This is a genomic window from Meridianimarinicoccus roseus (genome assembly GCF_003172915.1).
Classification (GTDB): Bacteria; Pseudomonadota; Alphaproteobacteria; order Rhodobacterales; family Rhodobacteraceae; genus Meridianimarinicoccus; species Meridianimarinicoccus roseus.
In genome coordinates this window covers 11,065-29,009 of the sequence record NZ_QGKU01000047.1, presented here as the reverse complement: position 1 = coordinate 29,009, position 17,945 = coordinate 11,065, and the positions used below count along the sequence as shown (strand labels likewise).

General features: G+C 66.2%; 15 protein-coding genes and 1 tRNA gene. 8 read left to right on the top strand and 8 right to left on the bottom strand.

All coding sequences use genetic code 11. From position 1 onward, the window contains the following. Nucleotides 1-32 precede the first annotated feature (32 nt). From DKT77_RS14490 to DKT77_RS14480, 3 genes are all read right to left on the bottom strand, one after another. The gene (locus tag DKT77_RS14490) at nucleotides 33-986 is read right to left on the bottom strand and encodes a transferrin-binding protein-like solute binding protein (protein ID WP_109812388.1); all 954 of its coding nucleotides are present in this window, start codon (nucleotides 984-986) and stop codon (nucleotides 33-35) included. Between the two features lie 228 nt (nucleotides 987-1,214). Next, nucleotides 1,215-1,421, bottom strand: coding sequence for a type B 50S ribosomal protein L36 (gene ykgO / locus DKT77_RS14485; RefSeq protein ID WP_238547917.1), 207 nt, complete (start codon nucleotides 1,419-1,421; stop codon nucleotides 1,215-1,217). 5 nt (nucleotides 1,422-1,426) lie between these two features. Then, nucleotides 1,427-1,501: transfer RNA gene (locus DKT77_RS14480), tRNA-Val, on the bottom strand. A 155-nt stretch (nucleotides 1,502-1,656) separates the two neighbouring features. Between DKT77_RS14480 and DKT77_RS14475 the strand changes: the two genes are divergently transcribed. Beyond that, nucleotides 1,657-2,508, top strand: a complete 852-nt coding sequence (locus DKT77_RS14475; RefSeq protein WP_238547916.1) for an N-formylglutamate amidohydrolase — start codon at nucleotides 1,657-1,659, stop codon at nucleotides 2,506-2,508. Nucleotides 2,509-2,527: 19 nt separating this feature from the next. On the opposite strand, the gene DKT77_RS14470 is transcribed toward DKT77_RS14475, so the two are convergent. After that, nucleotides 2,528-3,781 carry a DNA polymerase IV gene (locus DKT77_RS14470; RefSeq protein WP_109812385.1) on the bottom strand — a complete coding sequence of 418 codons (1,254 nt, stop codon included), beginning with the start codon at nucleotides 3,779-3,781 and terminating at the stop codon, nucleotides 2,528-2,530. Between the two features lie 130 nt (nucleotides 3,782-3,911). Here DKT77_RS14470 and DKT77_RS14465 point away from each other — a divergent pair, with 130 nt between their 5' ends. Further along, a complete protein-coding gene (locus DKT77_RS14465; protein WP_109812384.1) occupies nucleotides 3,912-4,325 on the top strand; it encodes a BLUF domain-containing protein in 414 nt (137 codons plus the stop codon). A 6-nt stretch (nucleotides 4,326-4,331) separates the two neighbouring features. Here DKT77_RS14465 and pyrF read toward each other — a convergent pair whose 3' ends face one another. Then, nucleotides 4,332-5,030, bottom strand: a complete 699-nt coding sequence (gene pyrF, locus DKT77_RS14460; RefSeq protein WP_109812383.1) for an orotidine-5'-phosphate decarboxylase — start codon at nucleotides 5,028-5,030, stop codon at nucleotides 4,332-4,334. Nucleotides 5,031-5,214: 184 nt separating this feature from the next. Here pyrF and DKT77_RS14455 point away from each other — a divergent pair, with 184 nt between their 5' ends. Further along, nucleotides 5,215-5,763, top strand: a complete 549-nt coding sequence (locus tag DKT77_RS14455) for a VPLPA-CTERM sorting domain-containing protein (protein ID WP_109812382.1) — start codon at nucleotides 5,215-5,217, stop codon at nucleotides 5,761-5,763. Nucleotides 5,764-5,874: 111 nt separating this feature from the next. On the opposite strand, the gene DKT77_RS14450 is transcribed toward DKT77_RS14455, so the two are convergent. Beyond that, nucleotides 5,875-7,404 (bottom strand): hypothetical protein, encoded by a 1,530-nt coding sequence (locus DKT77_RS14450; protein WP_109812381.1) that lies wholly within the window; start codon nucleotides 7,402-7,404, stop codon nucleotides 5,875-5,877. Between the two features lie 201 nt (nucleotides 7,405-7,605). Between DKT77_RS14450 and clpB the strand changes: the two genes are divergently transcribed. Then, the gene (clpB, locus tag DKT77_RS14445; RefSeq protein WP_109812380.1) at nucleotides 7,606-10,221 is read left to right on the top strand and encodes an ATP-dependent chaperone ClpB; all 2,616 of its coding nucleotides are present in this window, start codon (nucleotides 7,606-7,608) and stop codon (nucleotides 10,219-10,221) included. Between the two features lie 192 nt (nucleotides 10,222-10,413). On the opposite strand, the gene DKT77_RS14440 is transcribed toward clpB, so the two are convergent. Both DKT77_RS14440 and DKT77_RS14435 read right to left on the bottom strand, forming a co-directional pair. Further along, complete coding sequence (locus tag DKT77_RS14440; protein ID WP_238547915.1) at nucleotides 10,414-11,181, bottom strand: VPLPA-CTERM sorting domain-containing protein; 768 nt, start codon at nucleotides 11,179-11,181, stop codon at nucleotides 10,414-10,416. Between the two features lie 176 nt (nucleotides 11,182-11,357). Next, a complete protein-coding gene (locus DKT77_RS14435) occupies nucleotides 11,358-11,837 on the bottom strand; it encodes a fasciclin domain-containing protein (RefSeq protein ID WP_109812379.1) in 480 nt (159 codons plus the stop codon). Nucleotides 11,838-12,089: 252 nt separating this feature from the next. Between DKT77_RS14435 and DKT77_RS14430 the strand changes: the two genes are divergently transcribed. The 4 genes from DKT77_RS14430 (at nucleotide 12,090) to fdhF (ending at nucleotide 17,945) form a co-directional block, all read left to right on the top strand. Beyond that, nucleotides 12,090-12,977: a LysR family transcriptional regulator gene (locus tag DKT77_RS14430; protein ID WP_109812503.1), complete on the top strand. Its 888-nt coding sequence runs from the start codon at nucleotides 12,090-12,092 to the stop codon at nucleotides 12,975-12,977. 86 nt (nucleotides 12,978-13,063) lie between these two features. Further along, nucleotides 13,064-13,540 (top strand): formate dehydrogenase subunit gamma, encoded by a 477-nt coding sequence (locus DKT77_RS14425; protein ID WP_420798321.1) that lies wholly within the window; start codon nucleotides 13,064-13,066, stop codon nucleotides 13,538-13,540. Beyond that, complete coding sequence (locus DKT77_RS14420; protein ID WP_109812378.1) at nucleotides 13,537-15,054, top strand: formate dehydrogenase beta subunit; 1,518 nt, start codon at nucleotides 13,537-13,539, stop codon at nucleotides 15,052-15,054. The genes DKT77_RS14425 and DKT77_RS14420 overlap by 4 nt, the downstream gene beginning before the upstream one ends. Then, entirely contained in the window at nucleotides 15,051-17,945 is a 2,895-nt protein-coding gene (gene fdhF, locus DKT77_RS14415; protein WP_109812377.1) for a formate dehydrogenase subunit alpha, read from the top strand. Before DKT77_RS14420 ends, fdhF begins: the two co-directional genes overlap by 4 nt.

Sequence of the window (17,945 nt, the reverse complement as noted above, 5' to 3'; positions counted from 1 at the left end):
TCTCGCCGGGCCCTGCCTTTCACCGGTGGAAGTTATTGTTTCTTGCCGCCGAATGCGCCGCCATAGACGATGTTGGACCCCGTGATCCCGAACGTGCCGCCGACCTCTTCGGCTGCGGGGCCGAAGAACTGTCCGTCCACGCGGCCGCTGCGGCCCGGATTTGTCGGGGTCGCGGAGAAACCGGTTCCGGACACGGTTCCTGTTGCCTCGAAATTCAGGTCGCCCGGATTGGTCAGCGTGCTTGCGTTCAGCGAACTGAAGGTCGTGTTGGCCGACGTGAATGTCACGGTGTTGAAGTCGGGCGTGCTGATCGTGACATCGGAGTTGGTGAACCCGATGATCGCTTGGGAGCCGGTGGTGACGTTCGCAAGACCGATGGATTCGCCGGTATAGGTCGCGGAACCGGTCGGCACCGACCCCTGCGGTGTCTGGGAGCCGAACACGCCGAAACGGATCGCATCAGTGCCGTTGGGGTTCTGACCCGATCCGGACGTCTTGGCCCATCCGCCAAACGACGAAAACGCCATCGGCTGCGTGACCAGTTCCTGGGGTTGGATCAGGAACGATCCCGAAGCGGTCGTGATGCGGAACACCGACCCGTCGAAGGTCACGTCGCTGCTGCTTGCGCTCGTGCGAAGGTCGATCACCACGCTTTCGCCATTCGCGGTCAGGGTGACACTATCGGGACCTGCCGTCAGGTTGCCCGACGTGTTGGCCGAGGACTGGATCGTCGCGGCCACTGGTGCGCTGAAGGCTCCGAAACCGCCTGTGCTGCCGAAGGCGGATTCGATCGCTGTGCCGGTCAGGATGACCGGGCCGGTGAAATTGGTCGGGATCGGATCACCGGGATTGATGACAATGGGCGTGCTTGTGCTGGGCGGCGCAGGCGTGGGCGTCGTCGGCGTCGGTGTTGCACCGCCCCCACCGCCACCGCCACCGCAGGCGCCGAGAGCAAGAAGAACAATGCAGGCATGTACGGATTTCATGGGTAACCCTTCAAAGAAGCGCCCCGACATCATCAGAAACGATCTGTGCGACGCGGTCGGCGTGGGTGCCGCACTATCGCACCGTTCGGAGACGGGACAGGACATCAGACTGACCGAAACCTTACAGCCTTTCGTATGTTTCGCCACACAGAATCAGGGACGCCGTCGGGGCAACCACACACAAAAAAGCCGCCCGGAGGCGGCTTCGTCGTGGCGGTCGCCGGGGGATCAACCCTGGCGTGCCTTGAATTTCTTCTGGGTCTTGTTGATGACATAGACCCGTCCCTTGCGGCGCACCACACGGCAATCGCGGTGACGCTGCTTGAGCGAGCGAAGCGAGTTCCTGACCTTCATGGCCGTCTCCTGTTCGTCGCGGCGCGTCGCGGCGCCGTGTTGCAGTTCGTGCCCTTGCGGGCGGTTCAGTTCGCGCATCATGCGCATGGTGGGCGGTACTGGGATCGAACCAGTGACCCCTACGATGTCAACGTAGTGCTCTACCGCTGAGCTAACCGCCCCCTGTGCAAGCCCTTAACGTCCTGTTCAAACGAACAAGACGCGGTGGTGCCCGCGTCGGTGGACGGTCTATAGAAGGAGTCGCAGCGGGGTTCAAGGGGTATTGGTGGACAAAAGAATCCCGCTATATGAAGGGGCCTGTCAGCAAGGAGCGCCGGTGAATTACGACCTTCTGGAACCGTCCGCGACCACGACCGGCGTGGTGTTCGCCTCGCCCCACAGCGGGCGGGCCTACCCTGCGAACATGCGCAAGACAACAGTGCTGGACGAGCTTGCTCTGCGGTCGTCCGAGGATGCCTATGTCGACCGGCTGATCGCCGATGCGCCGCTGCTGGGCGCGCCGCTGCTGCTGGCCCGCACGCCGCGCGCCTTCGTCGACCTGAATCGCAGCCCGGACGAGCTGGACCCGGCGGTGATAGAAGGGGTGCGCCGGGTGATCCACAATCCGCGTGTGACCTCGGGACTGGGTGTAATCCCGCGCGTGGTCGCCAACGGGCGCGCGATCTACCGGGGCAAGATTCCCCTGTCGGAGGCGCGCCGCCGGATCGACGACCACTGGCACCCCTATCACGCCGCGCTGCGCGCGTTGCTGCAGCGCCAGCGCGCGGCCTTCGGCATTGCCGTGCTGGTGGATTGCCATTCCATGCCGCACGAGGCGATCGAGGGCATGAGCAGCGGGCGCGGCCCGGTGCCCGACGTGGTGCTGGGCGACCGTTTCGGTGCGGCGGCCGATGCCGGGATCGTCGACCGGATCGAGGCCGCCTTCACCGCCGAAGGACTGCGCGTTGCGCGCAATGCGCCGTTCGCGGGGGCCTTCATCGCCCAGCGCTACGGCCGCCCGACGCAGGGCACCCATGTGGTTCAGATCGAAATCGACCGCGCGCTTTACATGGACGAGGCGCGCGTCACGCCGCTGCCCCGCTTCGACGAACTGCGCGGGCTGATGCGGCGCGTGATGTCGGACATCGTGGACATTGCCCGGCCGGAGTTGCCGCTGGCAGCGGAGTGACCGCCAAGTCGGCACCGCATCATCTGAGCGCGCGTCCCTTGATGATCGCGTCGCTGCCGAACCGGGCGCGGATCGCGTCGGTCGCGCGCTCTGCTGCCGCGCGGCGGCGCGCGGACGGGTCCAAAAGGTCTCCGCCATCGTCCGCCGCACCGCCGGGCACCAGGTCCGACAGGCCGACGCCGATCAGCCGGAACGGGCCCTCCACCCTGGCGCGGTCCAGCAGTGTCCGGGCCTCGCGGTAGATCGTGTCTGCCAGTTGTGCCGGTGCGTGCAGCGCGTGGCGCCGGGTGACGATGGCATGGTTCGCCTGCTTGATTTTCAGCGTCACCACCCGGCCAGCCAGGTCGCGCGCCTTGGCCCGGTCCGCGACCTGTTCGGCCAGCCGCCACAGATGGCCGTCCAGGATCTCGTCATGGGCGGTGTCCTCGGCGAAAGTGGTTTCCTTGCTGATTGATTTCACAGGATTTCTTGGGGAAACGCTGCGGGTGTCCTGGCCGCGGGCGAGGTGCCACAGGCGATCGCCGAAACCGCCGAACCGTGCGGCCAGATCGCGCCTGTCCCAGCGGCGCAGATCCTCGAAGCTGCGGATGCCCGCGGCGTCCAGCGCGGCCTGCGTCGCCTGCCCGACGCCCCAGATCATGCGGACCGGCTTGTTGCGAAGAAAGTCCGCCGTTTCGGCGCGGCCGATTACCGAGAACCCGCGCGGCTTGTCCAGATCGGACGCGACCTTGGCGAGAAACTTGTTGTGCGACAGGCCGATGGAGCCGCTCAGCCCAAGCTCGGTTTCCATCCGCTGGACCAGCCGCGCCAGCATCACAGCGGGCGGAGCGCCGTGCAACTTGGCGGTGCCGGTAAGGTCGAGAAAAGCCTCGTCCAAGGATAGCGGTTCGACCGAAGGTGTCAGCGATTCCATCATCTTACGGATCGCGCGGGAGGCTTCGGCATAGGCGTCCATGCGCCCCTTGACCACAACCGCCTCGGGGCAGAGTGCGAGCGCCTTGAACATCGGCATGGCCGAGCGCACGCCCTTGATCCGCGCGATGTAGCAGGCGGTGGACACGACCCCGCGCCGACCGCCGCCGATGATCACCGGCTTGTCGCGCAGATCCGGATTGTCCCGTTTTTCGACAGAGGCATAGAAGGCGTCGCAGTCCATGTGCGCGATGCTGAGGTCGAACAGTTCAGGATGCGCGATCACCCGCGGGCTGCGGCAGGCGGGGCAGCGCTGGCCGGCGTCGAAGGGGGTCAGGCAATCGCGGCAGAGGGCGGGCATGGACGGGTCCGGGCGGTAAGAACGGCGTAGGAATCGCGTATGACTCCTGTATGACACTAGTATGCCGCCCGCTTGCGCCACGCGAGGGGGTTTGCGCATGCGGCCTCGCCGCAACCGGAGAGAGCGACCCATGAGCCTGCACCGTGTCATCTATTCCTCGCGGCCCTTCGGCTTTGATGAGGCGGTGCTGAGCAACATCCTGATGGATGCGCGGAAGGCAAACGCGCGCGACGGGATCACCGGCGCGCTGATCTGCCGGAGCGATATCTATCTGCAATGGCTGGAGGGGCCGGAGACGGCGGTGGAAGAAACGCTGGCGCGCATCAAGCGCGACGACCGGCACGTGGAGTTGACCTTGCACGTGGAAGGGCCGGTGCCGGTGCGCGCTTTCGGCGATTGGGCGATGCTGCACGACCCGGCGACAAGCTGGATCTGGACGATGGACGAGGTCGCTGACGGGGCGCCGGAACGCGCCGACCCGGCTCAGGTGATTGCCTTCTTCACCCGGTTGCGAGGGCAGACTTTGGACTCGGCTCCGGGCTGACGCGGCCTAGCATGCTGCAAGTTCAGTCAAGATGGCGGCGGCGGCGGCCCGCGGGTCGGCGGCCTGCCACACCGGGCGTCCGACGACGATGTGATCGGCTCCGGCGTCGATGGCGGCGGCGGGTGTCGCAATGCGCTTCTGGTCGCCCGCCTCGCTGCCAGCAGGCCGCACGCCGGGGGTGACGATCAGCTTTCCTGCGGCTTCAGGCAGGGCGCGGATCGCCGCCGCTTCGTTCGGGGAGGCGATGACGCCATCGGCTCCGGCCTGGAAGGCGCGGGCCGCGCGGTCGGTCACGAGGTCGGGGATCGCACCGGGGCGGATCATGCAGGCATCGAGATCGGCCCGGTCGAGCGAGGTCAGGATCGTCACGGCGAGGATCTTCAGCCCTGTTCCGGCAGCGCCTTCGCGCGCCGCGCGAACCACGTGCGGATCTCCATGCACCGTCAGGAAGTCGAGATCGAACTGCGCCAACCCGCGCACCGCCGCTTCGACCGTCGCGCCGATGTCGAAGAGCTTCATGTCGAGGAAGATGCGCTTGCCGTGATCCTGCTTCAATTCGTTGGCCAGCGCCAGCCCGCCGCCGGTGAGCATCCCCAGCCCGATCTTGTAGAAGGATACCGCGTCGCCGATCTGGTCGGCCATCTTGAGGCCCGACAGAGCATCGGGCACGTCAAGCGCAACGATCAGACGGTCGTCATGGTGCATGGGGCAGGTCCTTGGATTTGTCCGGAAAGCCGTCAGGGTATCGTTGTAAAGAAAAATCCACGCAAGACAAAAGGCTGAATTCCGCGCCTCCGTCCGCCACGGGGGATTAATAAACGTTGACACAATGAGTTGATGCCGTACTAGCTTGCCTGTGCTTAATCCCTGAAAATAGGAAATTTTTTCAATGAAGAATCTCCGCGCTATTCTCTTTTCGGCAACGATGGTCACCGCCGCGTTCACTGGAGCAGTCAACGCCGCGCCGACCACGCTTACCTTCGACGACCCGTTCGGCCCGGTGGCCAGCTATGTCGAGGCAGGCATGACGATAACGCAGGTCACAGGTTCGCTTGTCGGCGGCGGCAACGGCGTATGGGATGTCCCGTGCTGCCCGAGCGGGGCCGATGCCTACGACCTGACCACGGGTGGTCTGTTCAATCTGATCAGTATCGACATCGTCCATTCTGACGCGGGCGATCCGATCACATTCTCAGGCTACAACGGCGCGACGTTGGTTTCGGATTTCACCGTGAACAGCAACAATTTCGGCGCACTCGTTTTCGCCGGGTTCATCGGTTTGGACCGTGTTCGCATCACCGCGACGGGATCCTTCACGGACCCTACATTCGACAATCTCACATATGAGGCCACTGCACCTGTGCCGCTTCCCGCGGGCCTTCCCTTGATCTTTGCCGGGCTTGGTGCGCTTGGGTTTGCTGGTCGCCGCAAGACATAGTTGCAGCCTTTTTCAAGCAGCGGACCCATCGGCCTGCGGCAATGTAGGTTTCATGAAAGCGGGGCGCCCCAAATGGTTCGCCCCGCTTTCGTGTCTGGGCTGGCCCGGCCCTCACGGCGCAGGGAGCGGGTCGATCGCGTAGTAGATGTGCGACAACTGCTCCGGTGCGCTGGCGGTGCCGAACATGTTGTCCGGCCCGTTGAAGAGCGCGTGGCACGAAAAGCAGTGCGGCGCGGTGTCGAAGGAATAGGTTTCCATCGTCGCGTTGTAGAGCCCGAGGGAGCCGCGCAGGACCGACGGGTCGGGCGCGTTGCCATCGGGGATCGGCGCGTTGCTGCCCCTGGTCGCCGGGGCGGTCCAGATTGCGCCGGTCTGCACGTAGTTTGCGCGCGGATCGCCCGCCGCAAGCTGCCCGCGCACCGACGCGTTGAGCGACAGAAGAGCCGTGTTGTTCATGACGATCTGGTCCACCATCGGCTTGGTCACATCGGTGCCGTTCACGGTCGTGCCGATATCGGGCGGCCCGAGGGGGGAACTGCCCCACGGGCGCGCGCGCACCGTGTCCGACGGGACGATGCCGCCAGCGCAGACGAGGCTCCCGCCCGAAGTCGTGTCTGCGATGATCGTGCCGGTGGCGCCGCCGCCCTGCGCCTTCATGCATTCGACATTGGCCTTTGCCGGGTCCGCGCCCGTGGCGAGGAACACGAAATCGCCCGAGGCGTCATAGGAAAAGGGCACAATGCTGCCTGACGTGTCGGTGTAGTAGTAGGTGACGTCCGGCGCGTTCGAGATGTGTTCGAAAGTGGCCCAGACGAATTCCGGGTGGTTCTGAACGGTGCCGGCGATGTGCAGTCCGGTCAGTGCGAGGGTCACGTCGCGGTGGCCATGAGGTGTCCACTTGGTGTTGTCGCCGCTGCGCGCGTAGGTGGGCACACGGGCGGGCACCGTGATGTAGGCGCTGCTGTCGGCCACGGTCTCGGCATCCACCCAGGAGGTCTTGAGTTCCATCACAAGCGTTTCCGGTGCGGCGGACACGAAGGGCGGGCTGACGCTTGCCATATAGGCGTTCAGCGCGGCCATGTCGTCCGCATCATGGGCATAGGTCGTGGGGGTCGGGTCGATCGCGCCCGCCTTCTGGCCGGTCAGGAAATAGGCGTAAAGGTCGTTCGTGTGCACGCCGTAATGCACCAGCGCGCCATCCTGTGAGAGCAGAACGCCGCCCCCGCCCGCCTGCCCGATCTCGCCCACATCGTCCTTTTCGTTGCGCAGCGCGACGGTGAGCCGGGTTCCGGGCGTGCTGCGCTGAAACTGCCGCGCACCGCCTTCGTCGGGCAGGACGTTGAAGATCGCCGAGCTGTCGAGCACGCGACCGTCCTCGGCCGGGGACAAGAGCCAAAGGAACGCCTGTGCGCCCCAGTTGTAGAAGGCGCAGGCGGACGGATCGCCGCCGTTGTCGTCGGTGAAGGTCAGTGAAGGGGGCGGGGTCACGGTGCCGGCGGGCCCGATGCCGTCGGGGAACCACGGCGCGATGTCGGCGGTGCAGGTCTGCGCGGGATCTGCGGGAATGGCCATTTGCGCCAGCCCCGGAGCGGGGGCGAGAAGGCAGGCGGCGGCAAGGGTTGCGGCGCGGCTTGGTGTCATGACGGTTCCTCCGGGTATGGAACGAGCATACACGCGATGGATGCATCGGCGAGATATTTCGGGCCCCGGCGCAGGCGCGAAAACGGTCGGGATCACTTGCGCGTGTTCCGGCGGCTTCCCACATATGCCTCAAGGCCCGAAGATCCCGTGCCACATGTTGGGCGGGACAAGACCGGGCGCTTGATGAAAGGAGAACGACCGATGAACCTTGAGAAGTTCACGGAGCGGTCGCGCGGGTTCCTTCAGGCCGCGCAGACCATTGCCATGCGGGAAAACCACCAGAAGCTGGCACCCGAACACCTGCTGAAGGCCCTGCTGGACGACGAGGAAGGATTCGCCGCCACGCTGATCAAGCGGGCAGGCGGCGCGCCTGAGCGCGTGCGCGAGGCGACGGATGCGGCGTTGGCGAAGATGCCGAAGGTCGGCGGCGATGCCGGTCAGACCTACATGGACCCGCAGACGGCCAAGGTGCTGGACGAGGCCGAGAAGCTTGCCAAGAAGGCGGGCGACAGTTTCGTGCCGGTGGAGCGTATCCTGACCGCACTCGCGATGGTGCGGGGCAAGGCGCGCGAGGCGCTGGAAGCCGGCGCTGTCAGCCCGCAGAAGCTGAACGAAGCGGTGAACGACCTGCGCAAGGGCCGTACCGCCGACAGCGCCACAGCCGAAGACGGCTACGAGGCGCTGAAGAAGTATGCGCGCGATCTGACCGAGGCGGCGCGCGATGGCAAGATCGACCCGATCATCGGCCGCGACGAGGAAATCCGCCGCACAATGCAGGTGCTGTCGCGCCGCACCAAGAACAACCCGGTGCTGATCGGCGAGCCGGGGGTCGGCAAGACGGCCATCGCCGAGGGGCTGGCGCTTCGAATCATCAACGGCGACGTGCCGGAAAGCCTGCGCGACAAGAAGCTGATGGCGCTGGACATGGGCGCGCTGATCGCGGGCGCGAAGTATCGCGGCGAGTTCGAGGAGCGGCTGAAGTCGATCTTGAACGAGATCACCGCCGCCGCGGGCGAGATCATCCTGTTCATCGACGAGATGCACACGCTGGTCGGCGCGGGCAAGGCGGACGGCGCCATGGATGCCGCCAACCTGATCAAGCCGGCGCTGGCGCGGGGCGAATTGCACTGCGTGGGCGCAACCACGCTTGATGAATACCGCAAGCATGTGGAGAAGGATGCGGCGCTCGCGCGGCGGTTCCAGCCGGTGATGGTGGAGGAGCCGACGGTAGAGGACACGATCTCCATCCTGCGCGGCATCAAGGAAAAGTACGAACTGCACCACGGAGTTCGGATCTCCGACAGTGCGCTCGTGGCGGCGGCGACGCTGAGCCATCGCTACATCACCGACCGCTTCCTGCCGGACAAGGCGATCGACCTCGTGGACGAGGCGGCGTCACGGCTGCGCATGGAAGTGGACAGCAAGCCCGAAGAACTTGACGCGCTGGACCGCCAGATCCTGCAGTTGCAGATCGAGGCGGAGGCCCTGAAAAAGGAGGACGACCAGCCCTCGAAAGACCGGCTGGAAACGCTGGAGCGCGAGTTGTCCGGGCTGATGGAGCGGTCCGCCGAGATGACCGCCAAGTGGCAGGCCGAGCGCGACAAGCTGGCCGGGGCACGGGATCTGAAGGAACAGCTTGACCGGGCGCGGGCCGAGCTTGACCAGGCCAAGCGCGAAGGCAACCTGGCGCGCGCCGGAGAGCTGTCTTATGGCGTGATCCCGCAGCTTGAACGGCAGCTCGAGGGTGCCGAGGAAGCGGAAAGCGACGTGATGGTCGAGGAGGCCGTGCGCCCCGAACAGATCGCCAGCGTGGTGGAACGCTGGACCGGTATCCCGACCAGCAAGATGCTGGAGGGCGAGCGGGACAAGCTGCTGCGCATGGAAGAGGAACTTGGCCGCCGGGTGATCGGCCAGCGGTCGGCCGTGGTGGCGGTGTCCAACGCTGTGCGCCGTGCGCGCGCCGGTCTGAACGACGAAAACCGGCCGCTTGGGTCGTTCCTGTTCCTTGGACCCACCGGCGTCGGCAAAACCGAACTGACCAAGGCCGTGGCCGAGTACCTGTTCGACGACGATGCCGCGATGGTGCGGATCGACATGTCCGAGTTCATGGAGAAGCACGCGGTCGCGCGGCTGATCGGTGCCCCGCCGGGTTATGTCGGCTATGACGAGGGTGGCGTTCTGACCGAAGCGGTGCGGCGCAGGCCCTACCAGGTGATCCTGTTCGACGAGGTCGAGAAGGCGCATCCGGACGTGTTCAACGTGCTCTTGCAGGTGCTGGACGACGGGGTGCTGACCGACGGCCAGGGCCGCACTGTGGACTTCAAGCAGACGTTGATCGTGCTGACCTCGAACCTTGGCAGCCAGGCGCTGAGCCAGTTGCCCGAGGGCAGCGACAGCGCGCAGGCGCGGCGCGACGTGATGGACGCGGTGCGGGCGCATTTCCGCCCCGAGTTCCTGAACCGCCTGGACGAGACGATCATTTTCGACCGGCTGTCACGGGGCGACATGACGGGCATCGTCGACATCCAGCTTGCGCGTCTGGACCGGCGGCTTGCGGCGCGCAAGATCGTGCTCGACCTCGACGAAGGCGCGCGCCGGTGGCTGGCCGATGAAGGCTATGACCCGGTGTTCGGGGCGCGGCCGCTTAAACGGGTGATCCAGCGCGCGGTGCAGGACCCGCTGGCCGAGATGATCCTGTCGGGCGATCTGCCGGACGGGGCGCATGTGCCGGTCAGCGCCGGGCCTGATGGGCTGATCATCGGCGACCGGGTCGGCAGCACCGGGCGTCCCGCGCCCGAGGATGCGGTGATCCACTGACACGGCCCCGCTAGGGACCTGGAAAAAGTAACGCCCCGGCCGGTGACGGCCGGGGCGTTTTCGCGTGGCGCACTCGGAAACTTGCCCGCGAGGCGGGCATCATAGTCGTGAACGTGGCGACCGGGGGCCGCCCTGCGCCACCCGTTCGGCACACCGCGAGGGTCGGCGCGCCGAAAACCGGGTTGAGCGGTGTCAGGCCCGCGACGCGCGGCGGGCGCGCAGAGCGCCCAGGCCGCCGATGCCCGCAAGCAGCATCCATGCGGCGGCAGGAAGCGGCACGGGCGCCGGCGTGACGTTGAAGGGCGTGTTGCCGTTGGGACGGATCTCGCCCGCCGCGACCGGCACGAAGTTGGAATAGCCGCCATTGTCGAACAGCGGGTTGCCGGCCATTTCGTTGCCGACCCCGCCGATTCCGGGGTCAAGGAACGCGCCGTGGATCACGATCTCGCGCAGTTCCAGCGGGAACAGGTCGGCCGGAGAGATCCCGTCGGCGAAGGCGCCGGATGTGCCGAGATCGTAGGTATAGGCGAAGTCGATGATGCCGTTGCCTGCCGAGGGGAAACCGTCGAACGGGTCGCCCATCGCTGCCGCGTCCTCGTCGAACAACGACAGCAGGATGCCGCCGTATTGCGGCAGCCCTTCAAGCAGTTCCACAACGCCGTCGCCATCGGCATCGTCCGCCAGTGTCGGCGATACGCTGTCGATCGGGTTACCCATGTCGTCGAAGCGGCCGTGGATGTGCTGGACATGCAGCATGTCGGGGGCGAAGCCGCCGCCCTGCACGCGCACCCACAGCGTGTTGGCGAGGCTGTCGAACACAAGGTCGGCGCGGCCCGAACCGCCCAGGCCGCTGATGTCATCGAGAATGGCTTCGTAGGTGAATACGTCGGCCTGCGCGGGCAGCGCAGACAGGGCGGCCAAGGTGGCGGCCACGGCTGTCATCTTGCGGATCGTCGTCATGCGGAAAGCTCCCTGCTGTCAGCTTCTTTCACCGGGCGTTTGTCGTCCGGTCAGGTGCAGCCACGGGGTGCGACGCCCTGAAGTTTCAAAAAGGTTGCGAAAAAAATGAAGGACCCGGCCGCACGGGCCGGGTCCGGGAGCCTTTCATGGCCTGCCGTGCCTGTTTGCGGCACGGGTCATTCGGTCGGCAGCAGCACCGCGTCGATGACGTGGATCACGCCGTTGGTTGCTTCGATGTCTGCGGTCACGACATTGGCGCCGTTTACCATCACGCCGTCCCGGCCATCGACCGTAAGCCGTTCGCCGTTGACGGTCAGCACACTGACGGTTTCCCCGGCCAGCGCCGAGGACATCACCGCATCGGGCACTACGTGCAGGGTAAGGATCGCGGTCAGCGTCTCGCGGTTCTCGGGCAGGAGAAGGCTTTCCACCGTGCCTTCGGGCAACGCAGCGAAGGCTGCGTCGGTCGGGGCGAACACGGTGAACGGACCGTCGTCCTTGAGAGTGTCGACCAGCCCGGCGGTCTGCACGGCGGCCACGAGCGTGTTGAAGTCGTCCGCCGCCACGGCGGTGTCGACGATGTCCATGTCCTGCGCTGCGACCGGCGCGGCCAGAACGGTTGCGGTGGCGATGGCTGCGAGCGTTGTGCGAAGCATGTCGTCTCCTCCAAATTGGGTCAGGCGCAGGTCAGTCCTTGCGCCACAGCTCAATTAGGAGTGCTATCGGGCCCTGTCGCCGCGCGGAAATCCGCCGCCGCCCATCGGAGCGGGGTTGATCCGTCGCATGGCGCGGCTAAGCCGGCGGTGTCCGTTGCGGCCACTGAAAACGTTGTGAACGGGTGTGAGCATGCCGGTTCAGGCTTGGGGCGCTAACGGGCGCCGCGCGTGGAGGGAAAAGGGGGCAAGGCCGTGATCGGGAAATTGGAAATGCTGATTGCCCTGGCGCGGGAAAAGCACTTCGGACGCGCCGCCGAAAGCCTTGGCATTACCCAGCCGTCCCTGTCCACAGGGCTGAAGCAGCTTGAGGCGTATCTGGGCGTGAAACTGGTGCAGCGCGGCGCACGCTTCGGCGGGCTGACCCCGGAAGGGCAGCGGGCGCTGGTCGCCGCGCGCCGGATCACCGCCGATGCGCGCCGCCTGCGGGACGAGATGCGCGCGTCGCGGCTGGGCCTGTCGGGGCAGGTACGGCTGGCTGTGATCCCGACCGCACTGACCTGGGCATCGCGGCTGGCCACCGGATTCACGGCCCGCCATCCCAATGTGGGCTTCACGATCCTGTCGCGGTCCTCGCAGGAGGTACTGACCATGATCGAGACGATGGAGGCCGATATCGGGCTGTCCTATCTCGACAACGAGCCGCTCGGCCGGGTGACGCGGGTCGTGCTTTACCGCGAGGCTTATACGCTGGTGTGCCGCCGGGACCATCCGCTGGCGGCGCAGGGCGGGCTGGGCTGGTCCGATCTTGCCGGGGTGCGGCTGTGCCTGTTGACGCAGGACATGCAGAACCGCCGCATCATCAACCGCAATTTCATGGAGGCCGGGATCGCGCCGCCTTCGCCGATCGAGTCGAATTCGACCGTGGTGCTTGTGTCCAACGTGGCCGAGGGCGGCTGGGTGACGATCCTGCCCACCGACATGGCAGCCTTCCTTGCGGCGGGGCACGACCTGGCCATCGTCCCGCTGCAAGGCGGCGTGCCGGCCCATTCGGTCGGGCTGGTGGCGCCGCAGCAGGAGCCGCAGACCCCTGTTCTGGAGGCCTTGATGGAGCATGGTCGGACGCTGGCAATCAATAGCTGATGCCTATTGGTTGACGGAACAACGATATTGATTTGCGAATGAAGCTCTGTCTACCGTGGGATACAATGAGTCCCCCGGAGAGCTTCATGACCCGCATGCCCGTAGCGCCGCCCGACGCGGACCTTCGCGCCCTGATCGACGCGCATCTTCACCTCGAGGGGCCGTTGCTGCCGATCCTGCATGCGCTCCAGGAGGCCTACGGCCATGTGCCCGAGGCGGCGCGCCCGCTGATCGCAGAGGCGTTGAACATCAGCCGCGCGGAACTGCACGGGGTGATTTCGTTTTACCATGATTTCCGCGAGGTGCCTGCGGGCCGCCACGTGGTCAAGATCTGCCGCGCGGAAGCCTGCCAGGCGGTCGGAGGCACGTCTCTGGCGGATGCGGCGCTGGACCGGTTGGGGGTGGGCTGGCACGGCACCACGGCCAATGGCGCCGTGACGATCGAGCCGGTCTATTGCCTTGGCCTGTGTGCCTGCGGCCCGGCCGCGATGGTGGATGGGCAGGTCGTGGGGCGCCTCGATGCGGCGCGTCTCGATGCGCTGCTGACGGAGGCGGGAGCATGAGGATCTATGTTCCCGGTGACAGCGCGGCCCGGTCGGTCGGTGCGGACAAGGTGGCGGTGGCCATCGCTGTGGAAGCGGCGGCCCGCGGGATGGACGTGCAGATCGTGCGCAACGGCACGCGCGGCATGATCTGGCTTGAACCGCTGGTCGAGATCGACCGAGGTCAGGGGCGCGAGGCATTCGGTCCCGTCGCGGTGGAGGACGTGTCTGCCCTGCTGGACGGCACCCTTGTCGGGCTTGGCCCGACGGATGATCTGGACTGGATGAAGCGGCAGACGCGGCTGACCTTCGCCCGCTGCGGCGTGATCGACCCGCTGTCGCTGGCCGACTACGAAGCGCATGGCGGGCTTTCGGGCCTGCGCCGCGCTGCCGGGATGACCGGGGTCGAGATTGTCGAGGAGGTCACCGCCTCGGGCCTGCGCGGGCGCGGCGGGGCGGGCTTTCCGACCGGTATCAAGTGGAAGACCGTTCTGGGTGCAGAGGCGCCGCAGAAGTACATCGTTTGCAACGCCGACGAGGGCGACAGCGGCACCTTCGCCGACCGCATGATCATGGAGGGCGACCCCTTCACCCTGATCGAGGGGATGGCGATTGCCGGGCTCGGGGTCGGGGCCACTAGGGGCTATGTGTACCTGCGTTCCGAATATCCGGATGCGATCGAGGTCATGAACGCGGCGGTGCGTATCGCGCGGGATGCCGGTGTGCTCGGGGCCGATGTCGTCGGTTCCGGCCGGGCCTTCGACATGGAGATCCGCGTCGGGGCGGGCGCCTATGTCTGCGGCGAGGAAACCTCGCTTCTGAACAGCTTGGAAGGCAAGCGCGGCGTGGTACGGGCCAAGCCGCCGCTGCCTGCGCTGGAGGGGCTGTTCGGCCGCCCGACCGTGGTCAACAACGTCATCAGCCTTGCGACAGTGCCGGTGATCTTCGAGAAGGGGGCGCAGCACTACGCCGATTTCGGGCTGGGCCGGTCGCGCGGCACGGCGACGCTGCAGATCGCCGGAAACGTGGCGCGCGGCGGGCTTTTCGAGACCGCGTTCGGCATCAGCCTTGGCGAGGTGGTGAACGACATTGGCGGCGGCACCGCGTCGGGGCGGCCGGTCAAGGCGGTGCAGGTTGGTGGCCCGCTGGGCGCCTACATGCCGGTGTCGAAGTTCGACACGCCCATGGGCTACGAGGAGTTCGACCAGAATGGCGGGCTGATCGGTCATGCCGGGCTGGTGGTGTTCGACGACAGCGCCGACATGCTGAAAATGGCGCGCTTCGCCATGGAGTTCTGTGCCGTGGAAAGCTGCGGCAAGTGTACGCCCTGCCGAATCGGCGCGGTGCGCGGGGTGGAGACGATCGACCGCATCGCGCAGGGCGACGCCGGCGCGGCGGCGCTGCTGACCGACCTCTGCGAGACGATGAAGGACGGCTCGCTTTGTGCATTGGGAGGCTTCACGCCGTTCCCGGTGATGTCCGCGCTGACCCATTTCCCAGACGACTTCGCGACCGCCAAGGAGGCCGCAGAATGAAGGATTTCATCATCCCGACCGATGACCGCGACATGGGCACGCCCGCGCGGACGGGTGCCCCGGTCACGCTGACCATCGACGGGTTCGAGGTGACGGTGCCCGACGGCACGTCGGTCATGCGCGCGGCGGCGGAGGCGGGAATCCAGGTGCCCAAGCTCTGCGCGACGGACAGTCTGGAGGCGTTCGGGTCCTGCCGCCTGTGCGTGGTCGAGATCGAAGGGCGGCGCGGCACGCCTGCGTCCTGCACGACGCCGGTGGCCGAAGGCATGGTGGTTCGCACGCAGAGCGGCAAGGTCCAGAAGATCCGCAAGGGTGTCATGGAGCTTTACATCTCGGATCACCCGCTGGACTGCCTGACCTGCGCGGCCAACGGCGATTGTGAATTGCAGGACATGGCCGGGGCCGTGGGGCTGCGCGACGTGCGCTATGCCGCGCCCGACGGCGGCGGAATGGAGACTCATTTCCAGCCGCGGACCGCGACCGGGCCGAACCCGCAATACATGCCCAAGGACGAGAGCAACCCGTATTTCACCTATGACCCGGCCAAGTGCATCGTGTGCTCGCGCTGCGTGCGCGCCTGCGAAGAGGTGCAGGGCACTTTCGCGCTGACCATCGAGGGGCGCGGTTTCGACAGCCGGGTGAAGGCCGGCGGACCCGCCGACAGTTTCCTGACCTCGGACTGCGTGAGCTGTGGCGCCTGCGTGGCGGCCTGCCCGACCGCGACACTGCAGGAGAAATCAGTGATCGAGATGGGCACGCCTGAACGGTCCGTCATCACCACCTGCGCCTATTGCGGCGTGGGCTGCTCGTTCAAGGCTGAACTCAACGGCGATCAGTTGGTGCGCATGGTTCCGTGGAAGCATGGCAAGGCGAACCGGGGTCATAGCTGTGTGAAGGGGCGCTTCGCGTATGGCTATGCCGCGCACAAGGACCGCATCCTGAAGCCGATGATCCGCGAGGCGATCACCGATCCATGGCAGGAGGTGAGCTGGGACGAGGCGCTGCGCTTCGCCGCCGACCGGATGCGCGGTCTTCAGGAAAAGCACGGTCGCCGGTCGATCGGGGTCATCACCTCCAGCCGCTGCACGAACGAAGAAACCTACCTCGTGCAGAAGCTGGCGCGCGGCGTCTTCATGAACAACAACACCGATACCTGCGCGCGGGTGTGCCATTCGCCCACCGGTTACGGGTTGGGCCAGACCTTTGGCACCTCGGCCGGCACGCAGGACTTCGACAGCGTGGAACAAACGGACGTGGTGATCGTGATCGGGGCGAACCCGACCGACGGGCACCCCGTTTTCGCCTCGCGGCTGAAGAAACGCCTGCGCGCGGGTGCGAAGCTGATCGTGATCGACCCGCGCCGGATCGATCTGGTGAAGTCCGCCCATATCGAGGCCGCGCATCATCTGGCGCTGCGGCCCGGCACGAACGTGGCGGTCGTCACCGCTCTGGCGCATGTGATCGTCACCGAAGGGCTGATGGACGAGGCCTATATCCGCGAACGGTGCGACTGGGACGAGTTCAGCGACTACGCGGAGTTCGTGAGCGAGGCGCGCCACAGCCCGGAAGCGACCGAGATGCTGACCGGCGTTCCCGCTGACGACCTGCGCGCGGCGGCGCGGCTTTTCGCGACCGGCGGAAACGGCGCGATCTACTACGGGCTGGGCGTGACCGAGCACAGTCAGGGATCGACCACGGTGATCGGCATTGCCAACCTTGCGATGCTGACCGGAAATGTCGGTCGCCCCGGCGTGGGCGTGAACCCGCTGCGCGGGCAGAACAACGTGCAGGGTTCGTGCGACATGGGCAGTTTCCCGCACGAATTGCCGGGCTACCGCCATGTGAAGAACGCCGACGTGCGCGAGATCTTCGAGCGGGCCTGGGGCGTGAACATCGATCCCGAGCCGGGCCTGCGTATTCCCAACATGCTCGACGCTGCGGTGGAGGGCACTTTCAAGGGGCTCTACTGCCAGGGCGAGGACATCCTGCAATCCGACCCGGACACCAAGCACGTCGCCTCCGGCCTTGCGGCGATGGAATGCGTGATCGTCCATGACCTTTTCCTGAACGAGACGGCGAATTACGCGCATGTCTTTCTGCCGGGCTCCAGTTTCCTTGAAAAGGACGGGACCTTCACCAACGCGGAGCGGCGTATCAACCGCGTGCGCAAGGTGATGGCGCCGCGGAACGGCTATGCCGACTGGGAGGTGACGCAGCTTCTCGCGCAGGCGATGGGCGCGGACTGGGCCTATACCCACCCCTCGCAGATCATGGATGAGATCGCGGCCACCACGCCGAGCTTTGCCGGTGTGACCTACGATCTGCTGGATGCGGAAGGGTCGGTTCAGTGGCCCTGCAACGAAGCGCACCCGGTGGGCACGCCGCTGATGCATGTGGACGGGTTCATGCGCGGCAAGGGCCGGTTCATCCGGACGGAATACGTTGCGACCGAAGAACGGACCGGCGCGCGCTTCCCGCTTTTGCTGACCACTGGCCGCATCCTGTCGCAGTACAACGTGGGCGCGCAGACCCGGCGGACCGAGAACACGGTCTGGCACGAGGCCGATCTGCTTGAGATTCATCCCCACGACGCCGAAGTGCGCGGCATTACCGAGGGCGGCTGGGTAAAGCTGGCCAGCCGGTCGGGCGAGACGGCGCTGCGCGCGCATCTGACCGACAAGGTAAGCCCCGGTGTGGTCTACACCACCTTCCACCACCCGGACACGCAGGCCAACGTCATCACCACGGATTATTCCGACTGGGCGACGAACTGCCCCGAATACAAGGTGACGGCGGTGCAGGTCAGCCTGTCGAACGGTCCCACCGACTGGCAGGAGGACTACGCTGCGCAGGCTGCGCAGGCACGCCGAATCCTGCCGGCGGCGGAGTGA